Here is a 17,960-nt window from a genome sequence, read left to right as displayed (position 1 = left end):
GAAAGAAGAAGAACTGGAACCGTCATGGCCTGGCCCCCGCGTCCGCCGTGCCGCTCCTGCGCAGCAGGGCCGCGAACACCTGGCGCTCGGCGCTCTCGGCCGGCGGCTGCCCGCCGCGCACGCGCACTTCCGACACGTCGGCCTGCGCGTAGCCCACGCCGAAGAGGCGCGGCGCGCTGTAGGGCGTGGCGGGCACGGCCATGACCAGCAGGCGCGCGTCGCCCGCCGCATCGAGCCAGGGCAAGTCGAAGCGCTTCACCGAGGGCTGCTCGGGCGTGCCGCGCTTGAAGCGGTTGGTTTCGCCGGACTCGTCGGGGTACACCGGCTGCAGGTTGCCGCGCGCGTCGATGCCCGCGATGACGAGGTCGAGCGAGCGGCCGCTGGTGTTGCGCACGTTCAGGCGCAGGCGCTCGCCGGTGCGCGCCAGAGGCAATGAAGGCAATGCGTTGGCCGCCTGTGCGACGGACGCCACGGACGCGATCGGCACGCTGCGCAGCATGCGCTCGCCGCTCCACACCTCCAGCGCGGCGTCGAAGCCGTCGAGCTGGCCGTCCTTGCCGTAGCCCTGCAGCTGCGAGAGCCACTTGAGCTGCGCCAGCGCCTGCAGCCGGCGGCGCAGCGCGGCGGCGTCGGGCAGCACCACGGTGGAAACGCTCGCCCCGAAGAGCGGCGCCAGCAATTCGAGGCGCTGGCCCGAGGGGCCGAGATCGGTCCAGCGCACGTCGGCGGTGGCGGCGTCGTCGGCCACGCGGATCGCGGCCGGGTAGTCGAGGCTGAGGCCGGCGGGCAGCGGCTTGTCGGCGCGAACGCGCAAGGCGGTCGCGGCGAGCTCGCTCATCGGCGTGACGCTCCAGAAGGCGCTGCCCGGCACGTCCTTCAACGCAGTGGGCACGGCGAGCCAAGCGCCGCCGAGCTTGATCTGCGCCACCGTGGCGGAGGCGCCGCGCACGGTGCCGTCGTCGAGCGTCGCGAGCACGCGCAGCTCCTGCTGCTGCGCGAGGCCGTCGAGCAGGCCCGCCTTGATGGCCAGGCTGTCGCCGCTGCGCTGCGCGCGCCACACGGGGCGCGTGGATGCGGGAGCGCCGCTGTTGGCAAACAGCGGCGCGTCGAGGTTGCCTTCGGCCACCGGCGATGGGAGCTCGCGCGTGGGGAAGCGCTGCGCGAGCTCGTCGATGACCGGCGGGTACAGCGCGAGCACGCCGTCGAACAATTCCCGCCACGTGGCGGGCTTGCGCGAGAGGGCCTCGACCATCGCCCAGGTCAGCAGGCCCTGCGGCCTGGCGTTGCGCGCCTTGCGCGGCAGGCGCAGCTCGGGCGTGATCTGGTGGCTCTCGGATGCGAAGAAGGCGACGTAGCGGGCGCGCGGCACGGCCTCGGCCGGCGCGGGTGGCGCCAACGCGCGCGCGGGCGGCGCACCGGCCGCCAGTTGCGTCGCGCGCAGGCCGCGCCATCGCACCTCGTCGTCGGGCGGGCCCTCGGCGGTGGGCGGCGCATCGACGGTGCCGCGCGTCATGGAGTTGGCGGAGCAGGTGTCGAACACCGAGGCGACAAATACGTTCTTCGCGAGGAAGGACTGGATCCACGCATCGAAGTCCACGTCGCGCAGGTCGCCCGCCAGAGCGTTGTCTGCGCCGAGCGTGCCGCGCACGTCGCGCGCGAGGAAGTTCTCCGAGAGCCCGTCGGGCTCCTGGTAGCGCTTGACGATGTCGCGCAGCCGCGTGCCGTGGCCGGAGAAGTACAGCAGCACGAAGTCGCCGCTTCTCGATTGCGCGAGCAGCTTCGTCAGCGCATCGTGGATCGCTTGCGCCTCGGGCAGCGCGGCGCCGTTCACGCCGTCGGCCAGCACGGCGATGTCGGTCGCCGCGAAGCCCTGTTTCTGCAACGCGTCGCGCATCAGCAGCACGTCGTTGCGCGGCGCCTGCAGCCACAGCGCCTGCGGCTGGTTGACCAGCTCGGAAACGCCGACGAGCAGCGCGCGCTGGGTGGCGAATGCGAGGCTGCAGCAGGCGAGCAGCCACAGGACGAGCAGCACCTGCAGAAGGCGCAGTTGCCTTGTTCCTTCTCTTCTCGGCGCAAGGATGGGACGAGGCTGGCGAGGACGCCTCATGTACGTGCCGTGGGCGCCCGTTCCCGGCCTGCCCCAGTGGACAAGGGAGAAGGAAGACTGGTGCGCGGCGCGTTTCATGGCCGCTGCTCCCCGGCGCGTTGCGCCGGCCCGGCCGACTCGACCAGCGGCGAGGCCGCGAGCACCGCCAGCGCATCGACCGGCTCGGGTACGCGCAGGCGCCATGCGCCGTCGCCGCCCGGCCCGCCCACCACGTCGGCCGAGATCGACTGCAGAAGCCTGTCGGCCTCGTCCATGCGCACGCCGGCCTTCCAGCGCACCACCAGGTCCGCGCGTGCCGGCGCGGGTGCGGTGGGCACTGCGCGGAAGCGCACTTCGTCTTCCTCCGGCCCCGCGCCGGGTCCGCCGAGCAGCCCGACGTTCTGGACCACCACGACCAGCGCAAGCACGGCGAAGGCCGGGCGCACCCAGCCTTCGGAGCCGAACCAGCGGCGGATGCTGCCCCACCAGCCGCCCTCGGGCCCGGGCTGCGGCCGCGCGGGCGACGCAGCGGACGGAGCAGCGGGAGAGGCCGAAGCCTCCTCGCCCTGCGGCCGCGACAGCGCCTTGCCCAGCTCGAGGCCGACGTCGCGGTACAGGTCCTGGTACTCGGTGCGCGGGTCTTCGGGCCCGAGCGGCGTGCCCGACAGCACCGAGAAGACGCCGCCGCCCACGCTGCGCAGCGCGATGCGCCCCGGCTCGGGCGCGATGGCCGGGGCGGCGTGCGCGGCCCATTCGTCGTGCACCGCGCGGATCGCCGCGAGCCGCGTGGCCGTGACTTCGCCGAGCACGCGCGCGCAAAGCTGCGGGCCGGGCTCGAGCGTGAGCACGTTCCAGGCCTGGATCACGCCGAACGCAGGCTCGAAGGGCTCGTCGTCCGGCTCCAGCAGCACGTCGAAGGCGCCGGCCCAGTCGGCCTCCCCCGCGGCCATCCAGCCCTGCCAGAGTTCGCCCTGCACGCGACGGTCGAGCAGCACGCCGAGCATGCGCCCCTGGTGCAGCACGCTGACGAGGCGGCCCGGCGCCCAGCGGGCCGGGAAGGCGCGCCGGGCCACGGCCTCGCGGCGCCGGGCCAATTCGGTGAGCGGCAGCAGCAGGTCGGACGCGGCTGCCGGCGAGGGTTCGGCCTCCGGCGGCGCTCCGGGGGATGGGCCCGGCATCGCGACGGTGGCGGTGCCGGGTGCGCCGTCGGGCACGGCCGTGCCTGTTTCCAGCGTGCTGCGGATCACGCTGAGCGGGGGCCAGAGGTCGTGGGTCATGGCGTCTGTTCCTGAATGGCTATGTCTTCAGGCATAAGACGCTTCAGCACCGAGGATTTTGAAAACCTGCAGGATCGCCGCCATGTTGCCGGGCTCGATGGCGATGCCCAGCGTCTGCTGCAGCCAGCCGCCGAGCCGGGTCTTGGCGTAGTCCGCCGTGAGCCCCTCGCGCTTGTGCACGAGGCCCAGGCGGCCCGCGCGGTAGTGGTAGGAGGCAATGGCATGGCGCGAGGCGATGCCCGAGAGCCCGCCCTCGGCCTCCTTGCCGAAGCCCTCGCACAGCAGCAGGCGCTCGGGCTCGGGCAGCCCGGCGATGAATTCGCGCGCGGCCTTCTGCACCGCCTGCATGCTCAGGCCGTGCTCGGCGAGGCAGCCTTCGAGGTCTTCGCCGGGGCCGATCTCGTCTTCGAGCTGGGCCTCGGTGATCTGGTCGCCGATGGAGAGCTTGCGGCGGAAGGAACTGGCGCGCGTGCAGTCGATGAGGTAGCGGCGGAAGTAGGCGCACAGCGCGAAGGCGGTGGAAGGCGCGCTGTGGCCGGCGCGCTCCTCGGCCTCGTCGGGGTCGGCGTCCAGCCGCAGCACCTTCACGTAGATGAACTGCGCCACCAGCTCCTGCCGGCCCTCACCCAGCACCTGCAGCTCGGGCGGGTTGCAGGCCACCAGCGCGTCGCCCACGATGCGGTACATGGCGCCCATGTCGTCGGGGGACAGCGTCTGGCGGCGTCGCCACAGGCGAACGAGCTCGCTGCTTTCCGCGGACGACAGCGTCTCGATCATGGGCTCACCCCCAGGCTGCGCGCACTTCGTGTCGCTTCGCCCACCCCCTTGCAGGGGGCAACACCGGCGGCCCGGCAGAGCCGGTTCAGCGGTGTTCCCCGAACGGGCCTCGCTTCGCGGGCCGGCGGGATGGCCATGGGCCCGGGGTCTCGCATCTCTCGATCCTTCAGTCGTCGACGCAGGTGCCCTCCGAAGGCACCAGGCACTGCGGCAGGTTCGCGCCCACCGGTCCGCCGCGCGTGCGGATGGCCGAGGACACGGCCGCCTGCGCCACGGCAAGGCCGCGCGGCAGCAATATCCACAGCTGGCCGCGCTCCTTCATGCGGCGCGCGTTGGTGGCGGCCTGCTGACCGTTGCCGAAGAAGTAGTCGGCCCGCACCGCGCCGCGGATGGCGCCGCCGGTGTCCTGCGCGATGGTCAGGCGCTGCATGGGCGCGCCGCTGCCGGGCGTGCGCGTGGAGACGAACACCGGGTATCCCAGCGGCGTGCTGCGCGGATCGACGGCAATGGAGCGCCCCGCCGACAGCGGCACGCCGAAGGCGCCCACCGGTCCGCCCACGGGCGAAGGCGATTCCTTGAAGAACACGTAGCTCGGGTCCTTGATGCCAGAGCCCGTCACCGCGCCGGCCGCCGGACGCCGCCCCGGCACCACCACCGGCCCGCTGGCCACCGGCCGCGCGAGCGTGAAGCCACGCGTGCGGATGGTGCCGTCGGCCACCGCACCGATGTCGCTGTCGTCGTCGCCGTCGTCGAGCTGCAGTTCGATGGACGAGCCGCGCACCTTCACCGGGCTGCGCGGCTTGCCGTTGGCGGCCTGCGCGAGCGTCGGGCGGAAGGGCTGGCCGTTCTGCTCCGCATAGGCCACGCGCACGATGTCGCCGTTGGCCATGCGGATGCGGCCCGAGCCCTGGATCTGCATCTCGTACAGCGCGGTGGCGCTGCTCACGAAGGCCAGCACCTTGGCGTTGGGCGCGCCCTTGGTCTCGATCTCCTCGCGCGTGTAGTACGGCAGCAGCTGCTTGCCCTCGATGCGCAGGCGCACCTTGCGGTCGAGCGTGTCGCGCGAGATGGCCGAGAGGTCGAGCGCATAGAGGCCGGGCGCGCCCATGTCGCGCGTGCTCAGGCCGGTCTGCACCACCACGTTGCGCCCTTCGACGCGGGCCGCCACGGTGCCGTTGCCCGGCGGCAGCTTGCGCGCGTCGGCGAAGAGCATGTCCTCGGGCTGGCCGTACACGGGGTAGATGAAGGGGGCGCCGTACTGGCGCGCGCCCGCGATCTCGGGCTCGAAGTAGCCGGTGACCACGCCGTCGGGGCGGCGGTCGTCGTCGCGGATCTGGTAGGCAGAGAACTCGCTCTCGAAGAACCCGCGGATCGCGTTGTTGTTCTTGCTGTCGACCTTCAGCGCGCGGTCGCACACCGACTTCCATTCGGCGCCACGGCCGTTGAGCACCTTGCAGCTGCCGAGGAAGGCCGGCCAGCTCTCGGAGAAGTCGTCGCGCGACCAGCCCGGCACCGCGTCGAAGCTCACCGAGGTGTAGGTGGCGAGCTGCGTCGAGAAGGTGCGGGCCTGGCCGGCCAGGCTCGCCCCGGGGGGCGGGCGCGATGCGGCGGAGTCGGTGCCCGTGGCAGCGGTGTTTGCGGCGCTGGTGTCGGTGGCAGCCGGCGGGGGCGCCGCGCAGCCCGCCAGCGATGCGATGGCGGCGGCAACGCTCCAGCGGAGTGCGCAGGCCAGCGTGCGCCCCCGGGGTTGCTGTTGTCGACGCTGCTGCTGCGGTTGCGAAGTGGTCATCATGAAAGCCTCCTTGTCCGAAAGTCACGGCCCGAAGGCCGACGCTCTGCAGACGATTACTTCTCGACGATTTTGAAATTGCCGACGCCGTAGACGTCGTTGCACGGGGTGTTGGGCGCGCACACCGGCTTGCCCAGCAGCGGCGACGAGCCGGTGCCGCGCGTGGCCTCCAGCGCGGCCAGCACCGGCAGCGGGAACACCGGGAACACGCCGTCGTTCTGCACGCCGGCGGCGCTGAAGTCGCGCTCGTGCTCGCTCACCAGCACCGCGAACTGGTCGGTGCCGGCCGGCCCGCCCGCATCCATCGGCCATGAGGCGCGCGGCAGAGAGAGCGTGCCGCCCGCGGTGATCTTGTTGTACTTGTCCAGCAGGTTCGGGAACAGCAGGAACATCTCGCCGCCGCTCGAAAGCAGGAACACGTAGACGAAGCCCTCGCGCTTGCTGCGGACCTCGAACGCGAGCCGGTCCTTGCCGATCGTGACCTCCGCCTTCTTCGGCGTGGCCGTCACGTCGAAGCCGGGCGTGGCGCCCGTCGCGAGCGACTGCAGCGACTCGGCCGGCGTGCGCGGCGCGGGAGGAGGTGCCGGTGGTGGTGGGGGCGGCGGAGGCGGCGGCGCCTCCACGACCTTGGTGTCGGGTGCCGGTGCCGGCGTGCTCGCGACGACCGGCTTGTCGTCCGAGCCGCCGCGCCCCTGGAACCACCACCAGCCGCCGCCGGCCGCTGCCGCGAGCACGGCGATCGATGCGAGGGCGACGGCGGTCTTGCTGCCGCTGCCCTTGCTTTCTTTTGGCGCGGGCGCAGGTGCCGGCGCTTTGGCCTTGCCCGCGATGACCGTCGCCGCATCGGCATTCGCGCCCATCGACGTCCGGCCGCCCGATGAAGACGAAGGCGGCTGCGTGCGCGGCACCGGCGCGATGCTGTGCCCCACTTCCAAGTCGAGCGCCGCGCGAAGCTCCGCCATCGATTGCGGCCGCTGCTCGGGCCGCACACCCAGCCCCGCGTCGATCGCCTCCAGCAGCCGTGGGCTGTAGCGCTTGCGCAGGATCTCGTTGCCCGCGAGCGGCACGTAGCTGTCGGACAGCAGCCGCGCCACCGAAGGCGGCGGCGCACGGCCGCACACCGCCACGTGCATCACCGCCGCGAGCGCGTACACGTCGGTCCATGCGCCCTGCGACATGTCGGGCATCTCGGCGTACTGCTCGATCGGCGCGTACCCCGGCTTCAGGATGACGGTGATCGCCTGCGTCTTGTCGGTGATCACGCGCCGCGCCGCGCCGAAGTCCAGCACCACCGGACGGCCCGAGCCTTCGAGCAGGATGATGTTGTCGGGGGCGATGTCGCGGTGGTAGCAGTTGGCGTTGTGCATCACCGCGAGTGCCTGCGTCACGCCGTCCATGATGCGGATCAGCCAGGCCTCGTCTACGCCCGCGGGGATGGAGACCAGAGCCTCCCTGAGCGTTTCGCCGCGGTAGAAGGGCATGACCATGTAGGTCGTGCCTTTTTCCTGCCAGAAGCGGTAGACCTTCAGCAGCGACGGGTGGTCGAACTGGGCCAGCAGGCGGGCTTCGTTGATGAAGCTGCGCATGCCGAGGTCGAAGGTTTCGCGGTGTCTTTCCGAGAGCGGGACTACGGTGCCGTCGTTCTGCCTTGTCGACAGGGATGTGGGGAGATATTCCTTGATCGCTACCACGCGCTCCAGCGTGTGGTCCCAGGCTTCGTAGACGACGCCGAAGCCGCCCTGGCCTATGACTCTTGTGACTTCGAATTCGGCCAGGCGGCTGCCTACGGGGAGGAGGCCTGCCTCCGTTGTGCCGGTGGCTGGGCCTGTTACCGGGTTCGAGCCGGACATGCTTGTGGGGGTGCCTGCAGTGATGACTGTGGCTGAGGTGTCGCCCGTTGTCGTGGGTTGCGACGGCGGAGTCGATCTGGGGACTACGCGGGTGCGGTCGTCTTCGTTGGAGTCGGTCATTGACTGGCTCCTTGTTTGATTGTGCTGAGTGTTTGCTTCCCGAGGCCGGGTCTCGGCCCGGCGGCCGACCTACTTTTCTTTGCTTCGCCAAAGAAAAGTAGGCAAAAGAAAGGCGACCCCACTGTCTGCGACCCCTTCGCTACGCTACGGGGCAACCTGCGGTGCTCGCGTTTCGCGGGGTCCGCAGAACTCGCTTCGCTCAAACAGCTGCGGCCCTGATCCGCGAAACGCTGCGCTCCTCGGCGCAGCCAGAGGGGATTGGGGACCTGCGGGCCATCGCTGCGCTCGGCCACCAAGGCACCGCAAGCGCTTCGCGCTTGCGGTGCTTGGAATGGGGTATCGGGTTTGGTGAAGTCGTGAGGCCTCAGTGCACGGCCGAGCGAAGCGAAGGCCAGTCCAGGCTGTTCGGTAGCCGAGCGCAGCGATGGCGCGTCCCACTCCCTTCTGGCTGTGCCGAGGAGCGCAGGCGCAGGAGGGATCAGGGCCGCAGCTGTTTGAGCGAAGCGAGTTCTGCGGACCCCCTCCTGCGCCGAGCACCGCAGGTTGCCCGTAGCGAAGCGGAGGGACACAGACAGTAGGGTCGCCTTTCTTTTGCCTACTTTTCTTTGGCGAAGCAAAGAAAAGTAGGTCGCCTGCCGGGGCGAGACCCGGCCTCCGAACACAAAACAAAGAGAGGCCTTCATCACCCCTCCTCCGCAAATCCAAAAAACAAAGCATCGAACTGTTCATCCCGAGGCAACCCGGTACTCAACATCCGAACCCCTTGTTCAACAGCAGGATCACTCAACCAAAGCGACGCCCCCGCCAAGGGCAAATCCAGCGACTCCACAGAACTCTCACGTCCATCGGCAGAAGCACCTTCGACAAACAGCCGCTGCAGCACAGCATCGAACCGCAGCGCATCCAGATCCCCATCAAGCCCTTCCAACGCAGCCTGCGTCGCATGAGCCCACCACCGCAGCGCAGCGGCCAGCGCCTCACCGCGCAGCGTCCCGGGCGAATCCGCGCCCAGCTCCATCGCAAGAGCAAACGGAAAGTACCGCCCCACCCCATCCACGGAAGGCATCAACACCCCGATCCAGGCCCGCTCCCCAGCCACCTGCCTCCCCAGCGCAAAGCACCAGACAGGCGCCTCCAGATACCGCTCGGTCCAGTCGGACCGATCCCGCAGCCGCGACATCCCCCGCTGCAGCCACTGATCCCAAACCGCGCGAAACGTCTCCGGCAGCCGCCGATGCGCAAAGTCCCCCATGCCGGGCAGCTTGCCGAACCAGCCCGGCAACGCAGTCGAGGCAAAGAGAGAGGAAGGTGAAGAAGCGGCCTCGCTCACAACCCCTCCGGACATGAGAACTCACGCAACTCGCGCAGGCGGATCGGATGCTGCACGCTGTTGGTCGTCACCTCGAAGCGCGTCTTGCGCGCGCCGATCTGGAAGGTGATGAAGAACTTCTCGGGCGCGTCGCCCGCCTCCAGCTGCCCGTCGTCGAGCGCACGGAACAGCGCCCACGGGCCGTCCACCGCCGCGCCGGAGCTGCCGGTGGTCGAGGGCGGGCTGACCTGGATGCGCACCTGATTGCTGCCCTTCGGCCCCGGCCACTGCACGGCCATTGGCACGACCGGACCGTGCGCGTATTTCACGAGCTGGCCGTCGACGTCGAGGATGAACTGGGTGATGCCCGCATCCATTTCCACCGGCTTGAAGTCCAGCCGCATCGAGGGCCCCCGTCCGCCACCGCGGAAGAAGATTTCCTTGATGCGTGCAGCGCGCTCGAACTGCGCGATCGCCTGGGTGGTGATGGCGCCGCGTTCGGCCACGGGCTTGTAGCGCCACGGGCGGGTGCTGGTGTCGACGATGGCGGCCAGGCGCTTCTGGAAGAAGTCGTCCATCAGGCCGCCGGGGCCGAACATCTGGCCGAAGTCCTCGGGCAGCACGTCGCGCTTGCTGCTCTGCACGAAGGGGTAGCGGCCTGCGATCGCGCGCGCGCAGAACTCGGTGACGGGGCGCAGGTCCTGGCTCAGGTTGCCGCGCTCGGCCACCTGGGCCTGCGCGGCGCCGGCCTGGCTCAGGTTCTCGACCATGGAGCGCACCGGCTCCGGCAGGCGGCCGGCGTCGGACTTGAGCTTGCCGGCCACGTCGCCCGGCGGCGGCGAGGTGCGGCCCTTCACGGCTGTGTCGACGGCGTTGAGGTACACGTACACCTCGTTGAAGAGCTTCAGCGCGTCGTCGATGGGCGCGGGCTGGTTGGGGCCGCCCGCGGTGACGAGCCGGCGCAGCGCCTCGAAGCGGTCGTCCACGATGCTCTCGATGCGCTTGCCGGGCGCCACCTGGCGGCCAGGGTCGCTGCCGAACAGGTCTTCCAGGCCCTTGCGGGTGTTGCGCACGGTCTCGGTGGCCTTGCTGACCACGTCCTTGTTGGCATCGGCGGCGGGGATCAGCGTGGTCTGCTTGACCACGGCGCGCAGGAAGTTCGCGAGCGGCGAATCGACGCCCGAGAGGATGCGCGCGGTCTCGATGTTCTTCTCCAGGCCGTTCACGCGGATCAGGCGCACGTCGGCCAGCAGCGCCTCCCACTGCTTGACGTACTCCTCCAGGTAGAGGCGGCGCACGCGGTCGGTCAGCGCGCCGAGCGCCGCCACGTCGCGCAGGCGGTCGGCGGCGTTGCGGTCCTGGCCCAGCACCCACGGGTCTTCGTTCGCGAGCAGGCCGGTGAGCACGGTCACCTCGTTCTGGAAGCGCTTGTGATAGCCGTCGTAGGTGAACATGCCCGGCACGCCATCGGACAGCGGCTTGCCGCTGATGCGCTCGAACACCAGCGGGCCCGAGGGGCCGGTGGCCGTGGCCACGCTGAAGGCCGGAATGTCCTTGCTGGCGCGCTGGCGCTTCAGGCGGCTGAACACGCGCTGCTCCAGGGGATAGCTCGCGAGCACGGCGCGCACGCTGCGCACCAGGTTCTCGTCCATCTTCAGCGGCGAGCGCGGCGGGCCCTGAGCGATGAGCACGTCGAGTTGGTCCTCCAGCTGCTTGCGCTGGTCCTCGGGAATGCCTCGGTCGAGGTTGCGCGACCAGTCGAGCGTGATCCAGGCCTTCAGCGCCTCGGGGTCGAAGTGCTCGGGCTGGTAGAGCATCAGATAGCTCTTGAGCGCCTCGTAGGTGAACTCGAGGTTGTCCTTCTGCGCGGTGCGCAGCTGGTCCTCGATGCGCTTGGCGATCTGCGGCAGGAAGGCGTCGTTGAGCGCGCGCTGGTGCGTGAGCATGGCGGCCGCGTCGAGCTTGTCGCCCTGGTAGAGGCCCAGCGTCATCGACAGCGGCTCGTCGCCCTGGCGGTTGTCGGGCGTCTTCCAGATGTCGCGCAGGCTCTGCAGCACGGGCGCGACCTCCACCAGGTTCTGCACGCGCGCGGGCAGCGCCGCGAGGTTCTGCCGGGCGGGCTCCACGCGGGCCTCGACCGACTTGAGGTAGTTCATGTTCTGCAGCGTGCTGTAGCCCCAGGCCGCGAGCAGGCCGACGGTGACGAGCGTCATCGCCGTCACGCCGATCACGCGCAGCGTGTGGCGGCGGCGCTCCAGCTTCACGTCGGCGCCGGCCAGGCGCTGCTCGGGGAACACCACGTCGCGCAGCAGCGAGGTGAGGAAGTAGCTGCGCCCGCTGGACTTCTGCGGCGCGAGCATCGCGCGCTCGATGCCGAAGCTGCGCGCGAGGCTGCCCATCACGCGGTCGATGGGGCTGCCTTCCTGCGTGCCGCTGGTGAAGTACACGCCGCGCACCCACGGCGGCTGCGCGAAGCGCGAACCGGTGAACACCTGCTCCAGCAGGTCCGACAGCAGCGGCCCGATGGAGCCGAACTGCGCGGGAAAGCCGAAGATCGCCGCGCGGCGGTTGCCGTCGGTCTCGCGCTGCATGCGCGCGATGAGGCCGTCGTTCACGCGGTTGTGCAGCAGCGCGAACTCGCGGTTGAAGGCGGTGGAAAGCCCCTTCTCCTCGACCTGCAGGTTCTCGTCGGCCGGCAGCGTGAAGCCGAAGACCTGCGCACGCTGTTCCTTGCCCAGGTCGTCGAAGTAGTCGGTGAAGCCGTAGAGCAGGTCGCTCTTGGTGACGAGCACGTACACCGGCAGCCGCGTGGTGAGCTTGCCGTCGAGCTCCAGCAGGCGCGCGCGGATCGATGCCGCGAGCTGTGTGCGCGCCTCCGGCCCCTGGCTCAGCAGGTCGGCCACGCTGACGGTGAGGAACACGCCGTTCAACGGCCGGCGCGGACGCACCTTCTTCAGCAGCCCCAGGAAGCCTTCCCACGCGCTCTTGTCTTCCGACTGGTGGCTGTCCTGCGTGGTGTAGCGGCCCGCGGTGTCGATGAGCACGGCCTCGTCGGTGAACCACCAGTCGCAATTGCGCGTGCCGCCCACGCCGCGGATCGCGCCGGGGCCGAACTTCTCGGCCAGCGGAAAGCTCAGGCCCGAGTTGACCAGCGCGGTGGTCTTGCCCGCACCGGGCGCGCCGATGAACACGTACCAGGGCAGGTCGTAGAGATAGCTGCCGCCCGAGATGGAAAGCCAGTCGCGCCAGCCCGGCTTCTTGCCGGCGGCGTGCATGCGCATCTGCTTGAGCGTGGCGACGGCCTCGCTGAAACGCGTGTCGAGGATCTTCTGCTCGCCGTTGACCGGCGCATCGGCCTTGGCGGCGGGCGCCTTCATGAGGCCGTCGGTCAGGTGCTGGCTCGCGCGGCGCGCTTTCCAGCGGCGGTACAGCGCGCGCAGCACCACGACGAGCACGATGACGCCGATGACGATGGCGCGCGTGGTCTCGCCCTCCAGCGGCGCGAGCGAGCCGATCTTCACCAGCGGACCGATCCACCAGATCAGCAGCGCGACGACGATCAGCGCCAGCAGCGTGAGCAGCAGCGGGCTGAACAGGAAGCCGAAGATTTTCTTGATCATTTCGTCGCTCCCGTGGCTGGAGCAGCTGCTGGCGCGGCCGCGGGAGCGGTGGCGACGACGCCCTCAGGCCCGGTCAGCAGCACGATCTCGACGCGGCGGTTGCGCGCGCGGTTGGCCGGTGAGTCGTTGGGCGCCACCGGCTCGGCGTCGGCCTTGCCGTCGGAGCGCATGCGCGCGGGGTCGACCAGCGTGGAGAGCGCGCCTTTCACCGCATCGGCGCGCGCGGCCGACAGGTGCCAGTTGGACGGATAGCGCAGCGAGCGGATCGGCTGGTTGTCGGAATGGCCGGTGATGAGCACCTCGCCCTTCACCTCGGCCAGCGCCTGGCCGATGCGGCGCAGCACCGGCAGCGACTGCGGCATCGGGTCGGCGCTGCCGGAGCCGAAGAAGGAGTCGCCGCGCAGGCGCACCACGCTGCGGTCGGCCTCGTCGGTCACCGTCACCAGGCCCTGCTTCACCTCGGGCTCCAGGAAGCGCGCGAGGCGCGGCGTCTTCGCCGGCAGCGCGGGCGGCGCGATCTGGATGTTGGGCGCGCGCAGGCTGGACACCGCCGCGTACGTGGTGTCGGAGCGGTAGTTGAGCGTGAGCCGCAGCCCGAACCACGCGAGCGCCAGCAGCAGCGCGAAGCCGGCCGCGAACACCCACAGCGGCAGCGATTCGCGCAGCCGCACCGTACCCGCGCCCTGCCCGCGCCAGTGCGGCGAGAGCTTGGCCTCCACCGGCGGACGGTCCTTGGCGATGAGGTCGGCCAGGCGCTGGCGCACCGAGTCGAGCTGCGCTCGGCCGTTGTCGATCACGCGGTAGCGGCCCTCGAAGCCGAGCGCGAGCACGCTGTAGATCAGCTCCAGCAGCTGGCGGTGCGTGGGCACGTCCTGCGCGAGCTTGGCCAGCAGCTGGAACACCTTCTCGCCGCCCCATGTCTCGTTGTGGAACTGCACCAGCAGGCTCTGCTTGTTCCAGCCGGCCTGCACGCCCCAGGGCGTGTTGGCCACGGCCTCGTCGAGCGCGGTGCAAAGCACGTAGCGCGCGGCCAGCACCGACTCGTTGCCCACACCCGCGCGGCGCGCACTGGCGTCGAACTGGTTCACCGCGTCGGCCGTCGATGCGCGCAGCGCCGGCACGTTGGGCGGCTGCGCGAGGTTGCGCAGCTTGCCGATCAGCACCAGCAGCTTGCCGGCGGCCGACACCAGCGGATTGAGCAGGCCCAGCTCGCCCACGTCGGCAGCCGGCGTCGGATCGGCGCCCCCGAAGAAAGGCGTCGGCGCGGGCGCAGGCGGCGTACCGGCCGGCGTGCGCGGCTTGGGCTTGATGACCGTGCGCTCCGACTCGAAGGCGGCGAAGGGATCGGGAGGTGTGCTCATGATGGCTCCACGCTGACGGTGCCACTGGGGGTCATGCTCGTATCGCCCAGAACTGAAGATCGAGCCCGGGGAAATCGCCCGCGATGTGCATCGCGATGCCGCCCGACTGCTCGAGCTGCCGCCACAGGTCGCTGTTGCGCGTTTCCAGCTCGAAATAGTTGGCGCCCGTGTGGAAGGGAATCTGCCTCGGCGCCACCGGCATCGGCGTGAGCGTGACGCCCGGCAGCGCGAGGTTGACGAGGTCGCGGATGCGCTCGACCGGACCGATCTTGACCTGCGTGGGAAAGCGCGCGCGCAGCGCCTCGCTGGACATGCTCGCGCTCACCGCGAGCACGAAGGTGGCCTTGCGCTGCAGCTCCACGTCGGTGACCACCGCCACGCGCACGCCGTGCTTGCGGTCGTGCAGCTCGATGCGGATGGCCGACTGCTCGAACACCATCGACAGGCTGCGGCGCAGGTCGTCCATGAGCGGGCGGAAGCTCATCGCGAGGTCGTCGTGGACGTACGGGCCGAAGCGCGACACGCGGCGCGAGTCGCGAAAGCTCGCAAGGTCGCCAGCCAGCCCCAGCGCATGCTCGAAGAAGTGCTGCGGATGCAGCATCGCGCTCTTCGCGAGGTGCGCGAAGACGGCCTCGTTGCGGTTGACGGCCTGCAGCAGCATGAAGTCGGCGATCTCGGCCACGCCGCCGGTGCCGCCCTGCGTGAGCCGGCCGGCCAGCGCCTCGCCGCGCTGGCGCAGCAGGCCCAGCAGCTCGTCGAGCCAGGCGCGGATGACGGCATGGCCGGCCACGTCGAGCAGCGGCGGCAGCATGGCGCGGTCGAGCTGCACCTGGTTGTCGACGCGGCGCTCCACCACGCGGGCCACGCCGATGGTGGTCCAGGCGTCGGTGGCCTCGCTCGCGCGCATCAGGCGCGTGTGCAGCTGACCCAGCTGCAGCATCGCGGTGCGCTCGCCGGCGGTGTTGGAGTCGGGCACTTCCGACTCGAGCACGCGGTGGCGCACCAGTTCTTCATATTCCTCCGCGTCGGCCTCGCGCGCGCCGGCGCGGCGCAGCGGCAGCGCGAGCACCACGGCCTCGTCGCGCATGGTCGGGGGAATGTCGATGGGTTCGGGCAGCGGGTCGACCGCCGGCATGTCGAAGACGGTGCCGTCGCCGAAGATGCCCACCGCGCGCACCAGCGCCAGCTTGCCCAGCGTGAGCGCGGCGGGGTCGATCTCCAGTTCGGCGAAGCCCCATGCGTAGGGCGTGGTCGAACGCAGCAGCACGTGCCGCGCGTGATCGGCATGACGCTCGCTCTGCTGCAGGTGCTGAGGCTGCAACAGCATCCCCTCGCTCCAGACCACTTTTGTTCGCCAACTCATCCGCACTCCGTCAACGGCAAGGGTTGCCTGAAAGAAACACGAAGTTTCCGGCTCGGGGGGCTGGTGGCAAATCCGCCTTAAGGCCTAGCTAATGGCCTAGGCGGCGGCTCTGGAGCTACGGCGAAGGGAGTAGAAAGAAGCGCGGCAGGCGCGGAACGACCAGCTCAGCGGGCGGCGGAGCGCAGCATCTCGACCTGCTCCGCGTAGGCCTTCTCGATGCGCTGCAGGCGCTGCTCGCGCGCGGCCTCGTTGACCCACGATGCGGCCATGGCGCGCTGCCTGCCGAGCTGGTGCTCCAGCCGCGCCTGCGGCAGCAGCGCGCTGTCGTCGGCCGCGACGTAGCCGTAGGCCGCGCGCAGGCTCTTGAGCACTTCGCGCTCGGCGTCGCCGCGCGCGCCCTTGGCCCTGCCGTAGCCGGTCAGGAAGTTCTGCAGCCGCACCTGGAACTCGGGCGGGAAGTCGCGCCGCACCACCATCGGCGCACCGGGCGGCGGCTCCGATTCCCACACCACCTGCAGCCGCTCGGCCTCCACCGGGAACTGCTGGCGGAAGCGCTCGAAGTCGGTGGTGTTGTTGGTGGCCACGTCGGCGTCGCCGTTGGCCACGGCCAGCGCGGTGGCCTGGTGGGTGCCCACGATCTCGCTGCGGAAGCGCGTCTCCATCTCGATGTTGTTCGGCAGGAAGAGCTGGCTCTGCGGCACGATGAAGCCGGTGACGGAGCGGCTGTCGCCGCGCGCGAGCCGCCACTTCTCGGGCTGTGCGAGCAGGCCCTCGAGCGTGTTGAGCGGCCCGGCCTTGCGCACCAGCAGCACGGCGCGGTGCTCGGGCACGCTGGGGTGGCGCGCGATCTGCGCCAGCACCTTCATGCGCCGCTGCATCACGGCGTCGAGCGCCATCTTGGCCGAGAGAAAGGCCATGTCGATCTCGTCGCGGCCGATGGCGCGGTCGAGTTCCTCGTAGGTCGGCACCGAATACATGTTGACCGGCATGCCGAGGGCGCGGCTCATGTCGTTCATGAGCGGGGCCCACAGCGCGCGCGACTCGACGGTGCCGCCCAGCGGCAGCACGCCGAAGCGGATCATCCGCACGGCGGGCGGCGCGGCCTTCTCGGCCGCAGGGGCGGCGGCGGCGCCGTGCTGCACCTGCGCGACGGCCGGCGCGGCGGCGAAGGCGGCCAGCACGAGCAACGAAGCAAGCAGTGAAGCAAGCAGCGAGGCGAACGGCCTGGCAAGCGTCACGGCGACACGTCCTTCAGCACGGCGACCTGTCCCTCGTAGTTGCTCTCGATGCGCTGCAGGCGGGCCTCGCGCGCGGCGTCGTTCACCCACTGCGCCGTCATGGCGTTCTGCTTCGCGAGCTGGTAGGCCAGCCTGGCGGCCGGCTGCAGCGAGCTGTTGTCGGCGGCCACGAAGCCGGCCAGGTCGTGCAGCGACTTCAGCACCACGCGCTCGGCGTCGCCGCGCGGCCCCTTGGCGCGACCGTAGCCGACCAGGAAGGCCTGCACGCGCTTGCGCAGCTCGGGCGGGTATTCGCGCCGCACCACGATCTGCGCGTGCGGTATCAGCTCCGACTCCCACAGCACCTGCAGCCGCTCGGTCTCGGCCGGAAAGCGTGTCTTGAAGCGCTCGAAGTCGGCGGTGTTGTTGGTGGCCACGTCGGCCTCGTTGTTGGCCACGGCCAGCGCGGTGGCCTGGTGGGTGCCGACGAACTCGCTGCGAAAGCGCGTCTCCATCGCGATGTGGTTCGGCAGGAAGAGCTGCAGCTGCGGCACGATGAAGCCCGACACCGACTGCTTCTCGCCGCGCGCCAGCCGCCAGCGATCGGGCTGCTCCAGCAGGTTCTTCAGCGAATTGAAGGGCGGCGCCTTGCGCGCGAGCAGCAGCGCGCGGTAGCCCGGCAGGCCGTCGTGGCGCACCACCTGCGCCACCACCTTCATGCGGCGCTGGGTGACGGCGTCGAGCGCCATCTTTCCGGACAGGAAGGCCATGTCGACCTCGTCGCGCTGGATGGCCTGCTCCAGCGCCTCGTACGAGTTGACCGAAAGCACGCTCACCGGCCGGCCGATGGCGCGGCTGAGCTCGGCCAGCAGCGGGTCCCAGTCGCTGCGCGACTCGAAGGCGCCGCCCAGCGGCAGGATGCCGAAGCGCACCGGGCCGTCCAGCGGGCTGACCTGGGCCGGTGCCGCGAGCGGCAGCAGTCCGGCCAGCAACGCCAGGGTCGCCGCGCGGAGGAACGCGGCTGGAAACTCGGCGAATCGGCGCATGGAAGCCAGCATTTCTGGAGCGAAAGACATAGGGCCGGCGCGCATCGGCGGGTCTAACATGGCAGCGCGGACGTCATTAAATATCAATTACAAGCATTTTTTGTGATGTTTTACCTAGCTTTCCCGCCCCGGACGGCCCCCATAA

Annotated in this window: 11 protein-coding genes; all 11 read right to left on the bottom strand. The window is 70.4% G+C overall.

Going from position 1 to position 17,960, the window contains the following annotated elements; genetic code table 11:
- Positions 1-22: 22 nt before the first annotated feature.
- The 11 genes from FHT32_RS18450 to phnD all read right to left on the bottom strand — a co-directional run bounded on the left by FHT32_RS18450 (position 23) and on the right by phnD (position 17,827).
- A complete protein-coding gene (locus FHT32_RS18450; RefSeq protein ID WP_371132194.1) occupies positions 23-2,032 on the bottom strand; it encodes a caspase family protein in 2,010 nt (669 codons plus the stop codon).
- A gap of 149 nt (positions 2,033-2,181) precedes the next feature.
- On the bottom strand, positions 2,182-3,363 hold the full coding sequence (locus FHT32_RS18445) for a hypothetical protein (protein WP_176666045.1): 1,182 nt from the start codon (positions 3,361-3,363) through the stop codon (positions 2,182-2,184).
- 27 nt (positions 3,364-3,390) lie between these two features.
- Positions 3,391-4,140, bottom strand: coding sequence for a hypothetical protein (locus tag FHT32_RS18440; RefSeq protein ID WP_176666044.1), 750 nt, complete (start codon positions 4,138-4,140; stop codon positions 3,391-3,393).
- 166 nt (positions 4,141-4,306) lie between these two features.
- Positions 4,307-5,932 carry a murein transglycosylase A gene (locus FHT32_RS18435; protein ID WP_256099045.1) on the bottom strand — a complete coding sequence of 542 codons (1,626 nt, stop codon included), beginning with the start codon at positions 5,930-5,932 and terminating at the stop codon, positions 4,307-4,309.
- A 53-nt stretch (positions 5,933-5,985) separates the two neighbouring features.
- On the bottom strand, positions 5,986-7,899 hold the full coding sequence (locus FHT32_RS18430; RefSeq protein ID WP_176666043.1) for a serine/threonine-protein kinase: 1,914 nt from the start codon (positions 7,897-7,899) through the stop codon (positions 5,986-5,988).
- 682 nt (positions 7,900-8,581) lie between these two features.
- Positions 8,582-9,229 carry a type VI secretion system-associated protein TagF gene (tagF, locus tag FHT32_RS18425; protein WP_371132193.1) on the bottom strand — a complete coding sequence of 216 codons (648 nt, stop codon included), beginning with the start codon at positions 9,227-9,229 and terminating at the stop codon, positions 8,582-8,584.
- Entirely contained in the window at positions 9,226-12,828 is a 3,603-nt protein-coding gene (gene tssM, locus FHT32_RS18420) for a type VI secretion system membrane subunit TssM (RefSeq protein ID WP_176666041.1), read from the bottom strand. The genes tagF and tssM overlap by 4 nt, the downstream gene beginning before the upstream one ends.
- Positions 12,825-14,189 carry a DotU family type VI secretion system protein gene (locus tag FHT32_RS18415; RefSeq protein ID WP_176666040.1) on the bottom strand — a complete coding sequence of 455 codons (1,365 nt, stop codon included), beginning with the start codon at positions 14,187-14,189 and terminating at the stop codon, positions 12,825-12,827. Before FHT32_RS18415 ends, tssM begins: the two co-directional genes overlap by 4 nt.
- Before the next feature lie 31 nt (positions 14,190-14,220).
- Positions 14,221-15,552, bottom strand: a complete 1,332-nt coding sequence (gene tssK / locus FHT32_RS18410; RefSeq protein ID WP_176666039.1) for a type VI secretion system baseplate subunit TssK — start codon at positions 15,550-15,552, stop codon at positions 14,221-14,223.
- A gap of 164 nt (positions 15,553-15,716) precedes the next feature.
- Complete coding sequence (locus FHT32_RS18405; RefSeq protein ID WP_371132192.1) at positions 15,717-16,790, bottom strand: phosphate/phosphite/phosphonate ABC transporter substrate-binding protein; 1,074 nt, start codon at positions 16,788-16,790, stop codon at positions 15,717-15,719.
- Positions 16,787-17,827, bottom strand: coding sequence for a phosphate/phosphite/phosphonate ABC transporter substrate-binding protein (gene phnD, locus FHT32_RS18400; RefSeq protein ID WP_176666038.1), 1,041 nt, complete (start codon positions 17,825-17,827; stop codon positions 16,787-16,789). Before phnD ends, FHT32_RS18405 begins: the two co-directional genes overlap by 4 nt.
- Positions 17,828-17,960 lie beyond the last annotated feature (133 nt).

The sequence above is a fragment of the Variovorax sp. SG517 genome (genome assembly GCF_013376045.1).
In the GTDB taxonomy this organism is placed as follows: Bacteria; Pseudomonadota; Gammaproteobacteria; order Burkholderiales; family Burkholderiaceae_C; genus Variovorax.
This window is presented reverse-complemented; position numbering and strand designations above follow the sequence as displayed.

Bases quoted from the DNA above. Each gene is read 5' to 3' on its own strand.
- FHT32_RS18445 (WP_176666045.1), bottom strand. From the start codon at position 3,363: ATGACCCACGACCTCTGGCCCCCGCTCAGCGTGATCCGCAGCACGCTG.
- FHT32_RS18440 (WP_176666044.1), bottom strand. From the start codon at position 4,140: ATGATCGAGACGCTGTCGTCCGCGGAAAGCAGCGAGCTCGTTCGCCTG.
- FHT32_RS18435 (WP_256099045.1), bottom strand. From the start codon at position 5,932: ATGATGACCACTTCGCAACCGCAGCAGCAGCGTCGACAACAGCAACCC.
- FHT32_RS18430 (WP_176666043.1), bottom strand. From the start codon at position 7,899: ATGACCGACTCCAACGAAGACGACCGCACCCGCGTAGTCCCCAGATCG.
- tssM (WP_176666041.1), bottom strand. From the start codon at position 12,828: ATGATCAAGAAAATCTTCGGCTTCCTGTTCAGCCCGCTGCTGCTCACG.
- FHT32_RS18415 (WP_176666040.1), bottom strand. From the start codon at position 14,189: ATGAGCACACCTCCCGATCCCTTCGCCGCCTTCGAGTCGGAGCGCACG.
- tssK (WP_176666039.1), bottom strand. From the start codon at position 15,552: ATGAGTTGGCGAACAAAAGTGGTCTGGAGCGAGGGGATGCTGTTGCAG.
- phnD (WP_176666038.1), bottom strand. From the start codon at position 17,827: ATGCTGGCTTCCATGCGCCGATTCGCCGAGTTTCCAGCCGCGTTCCTC.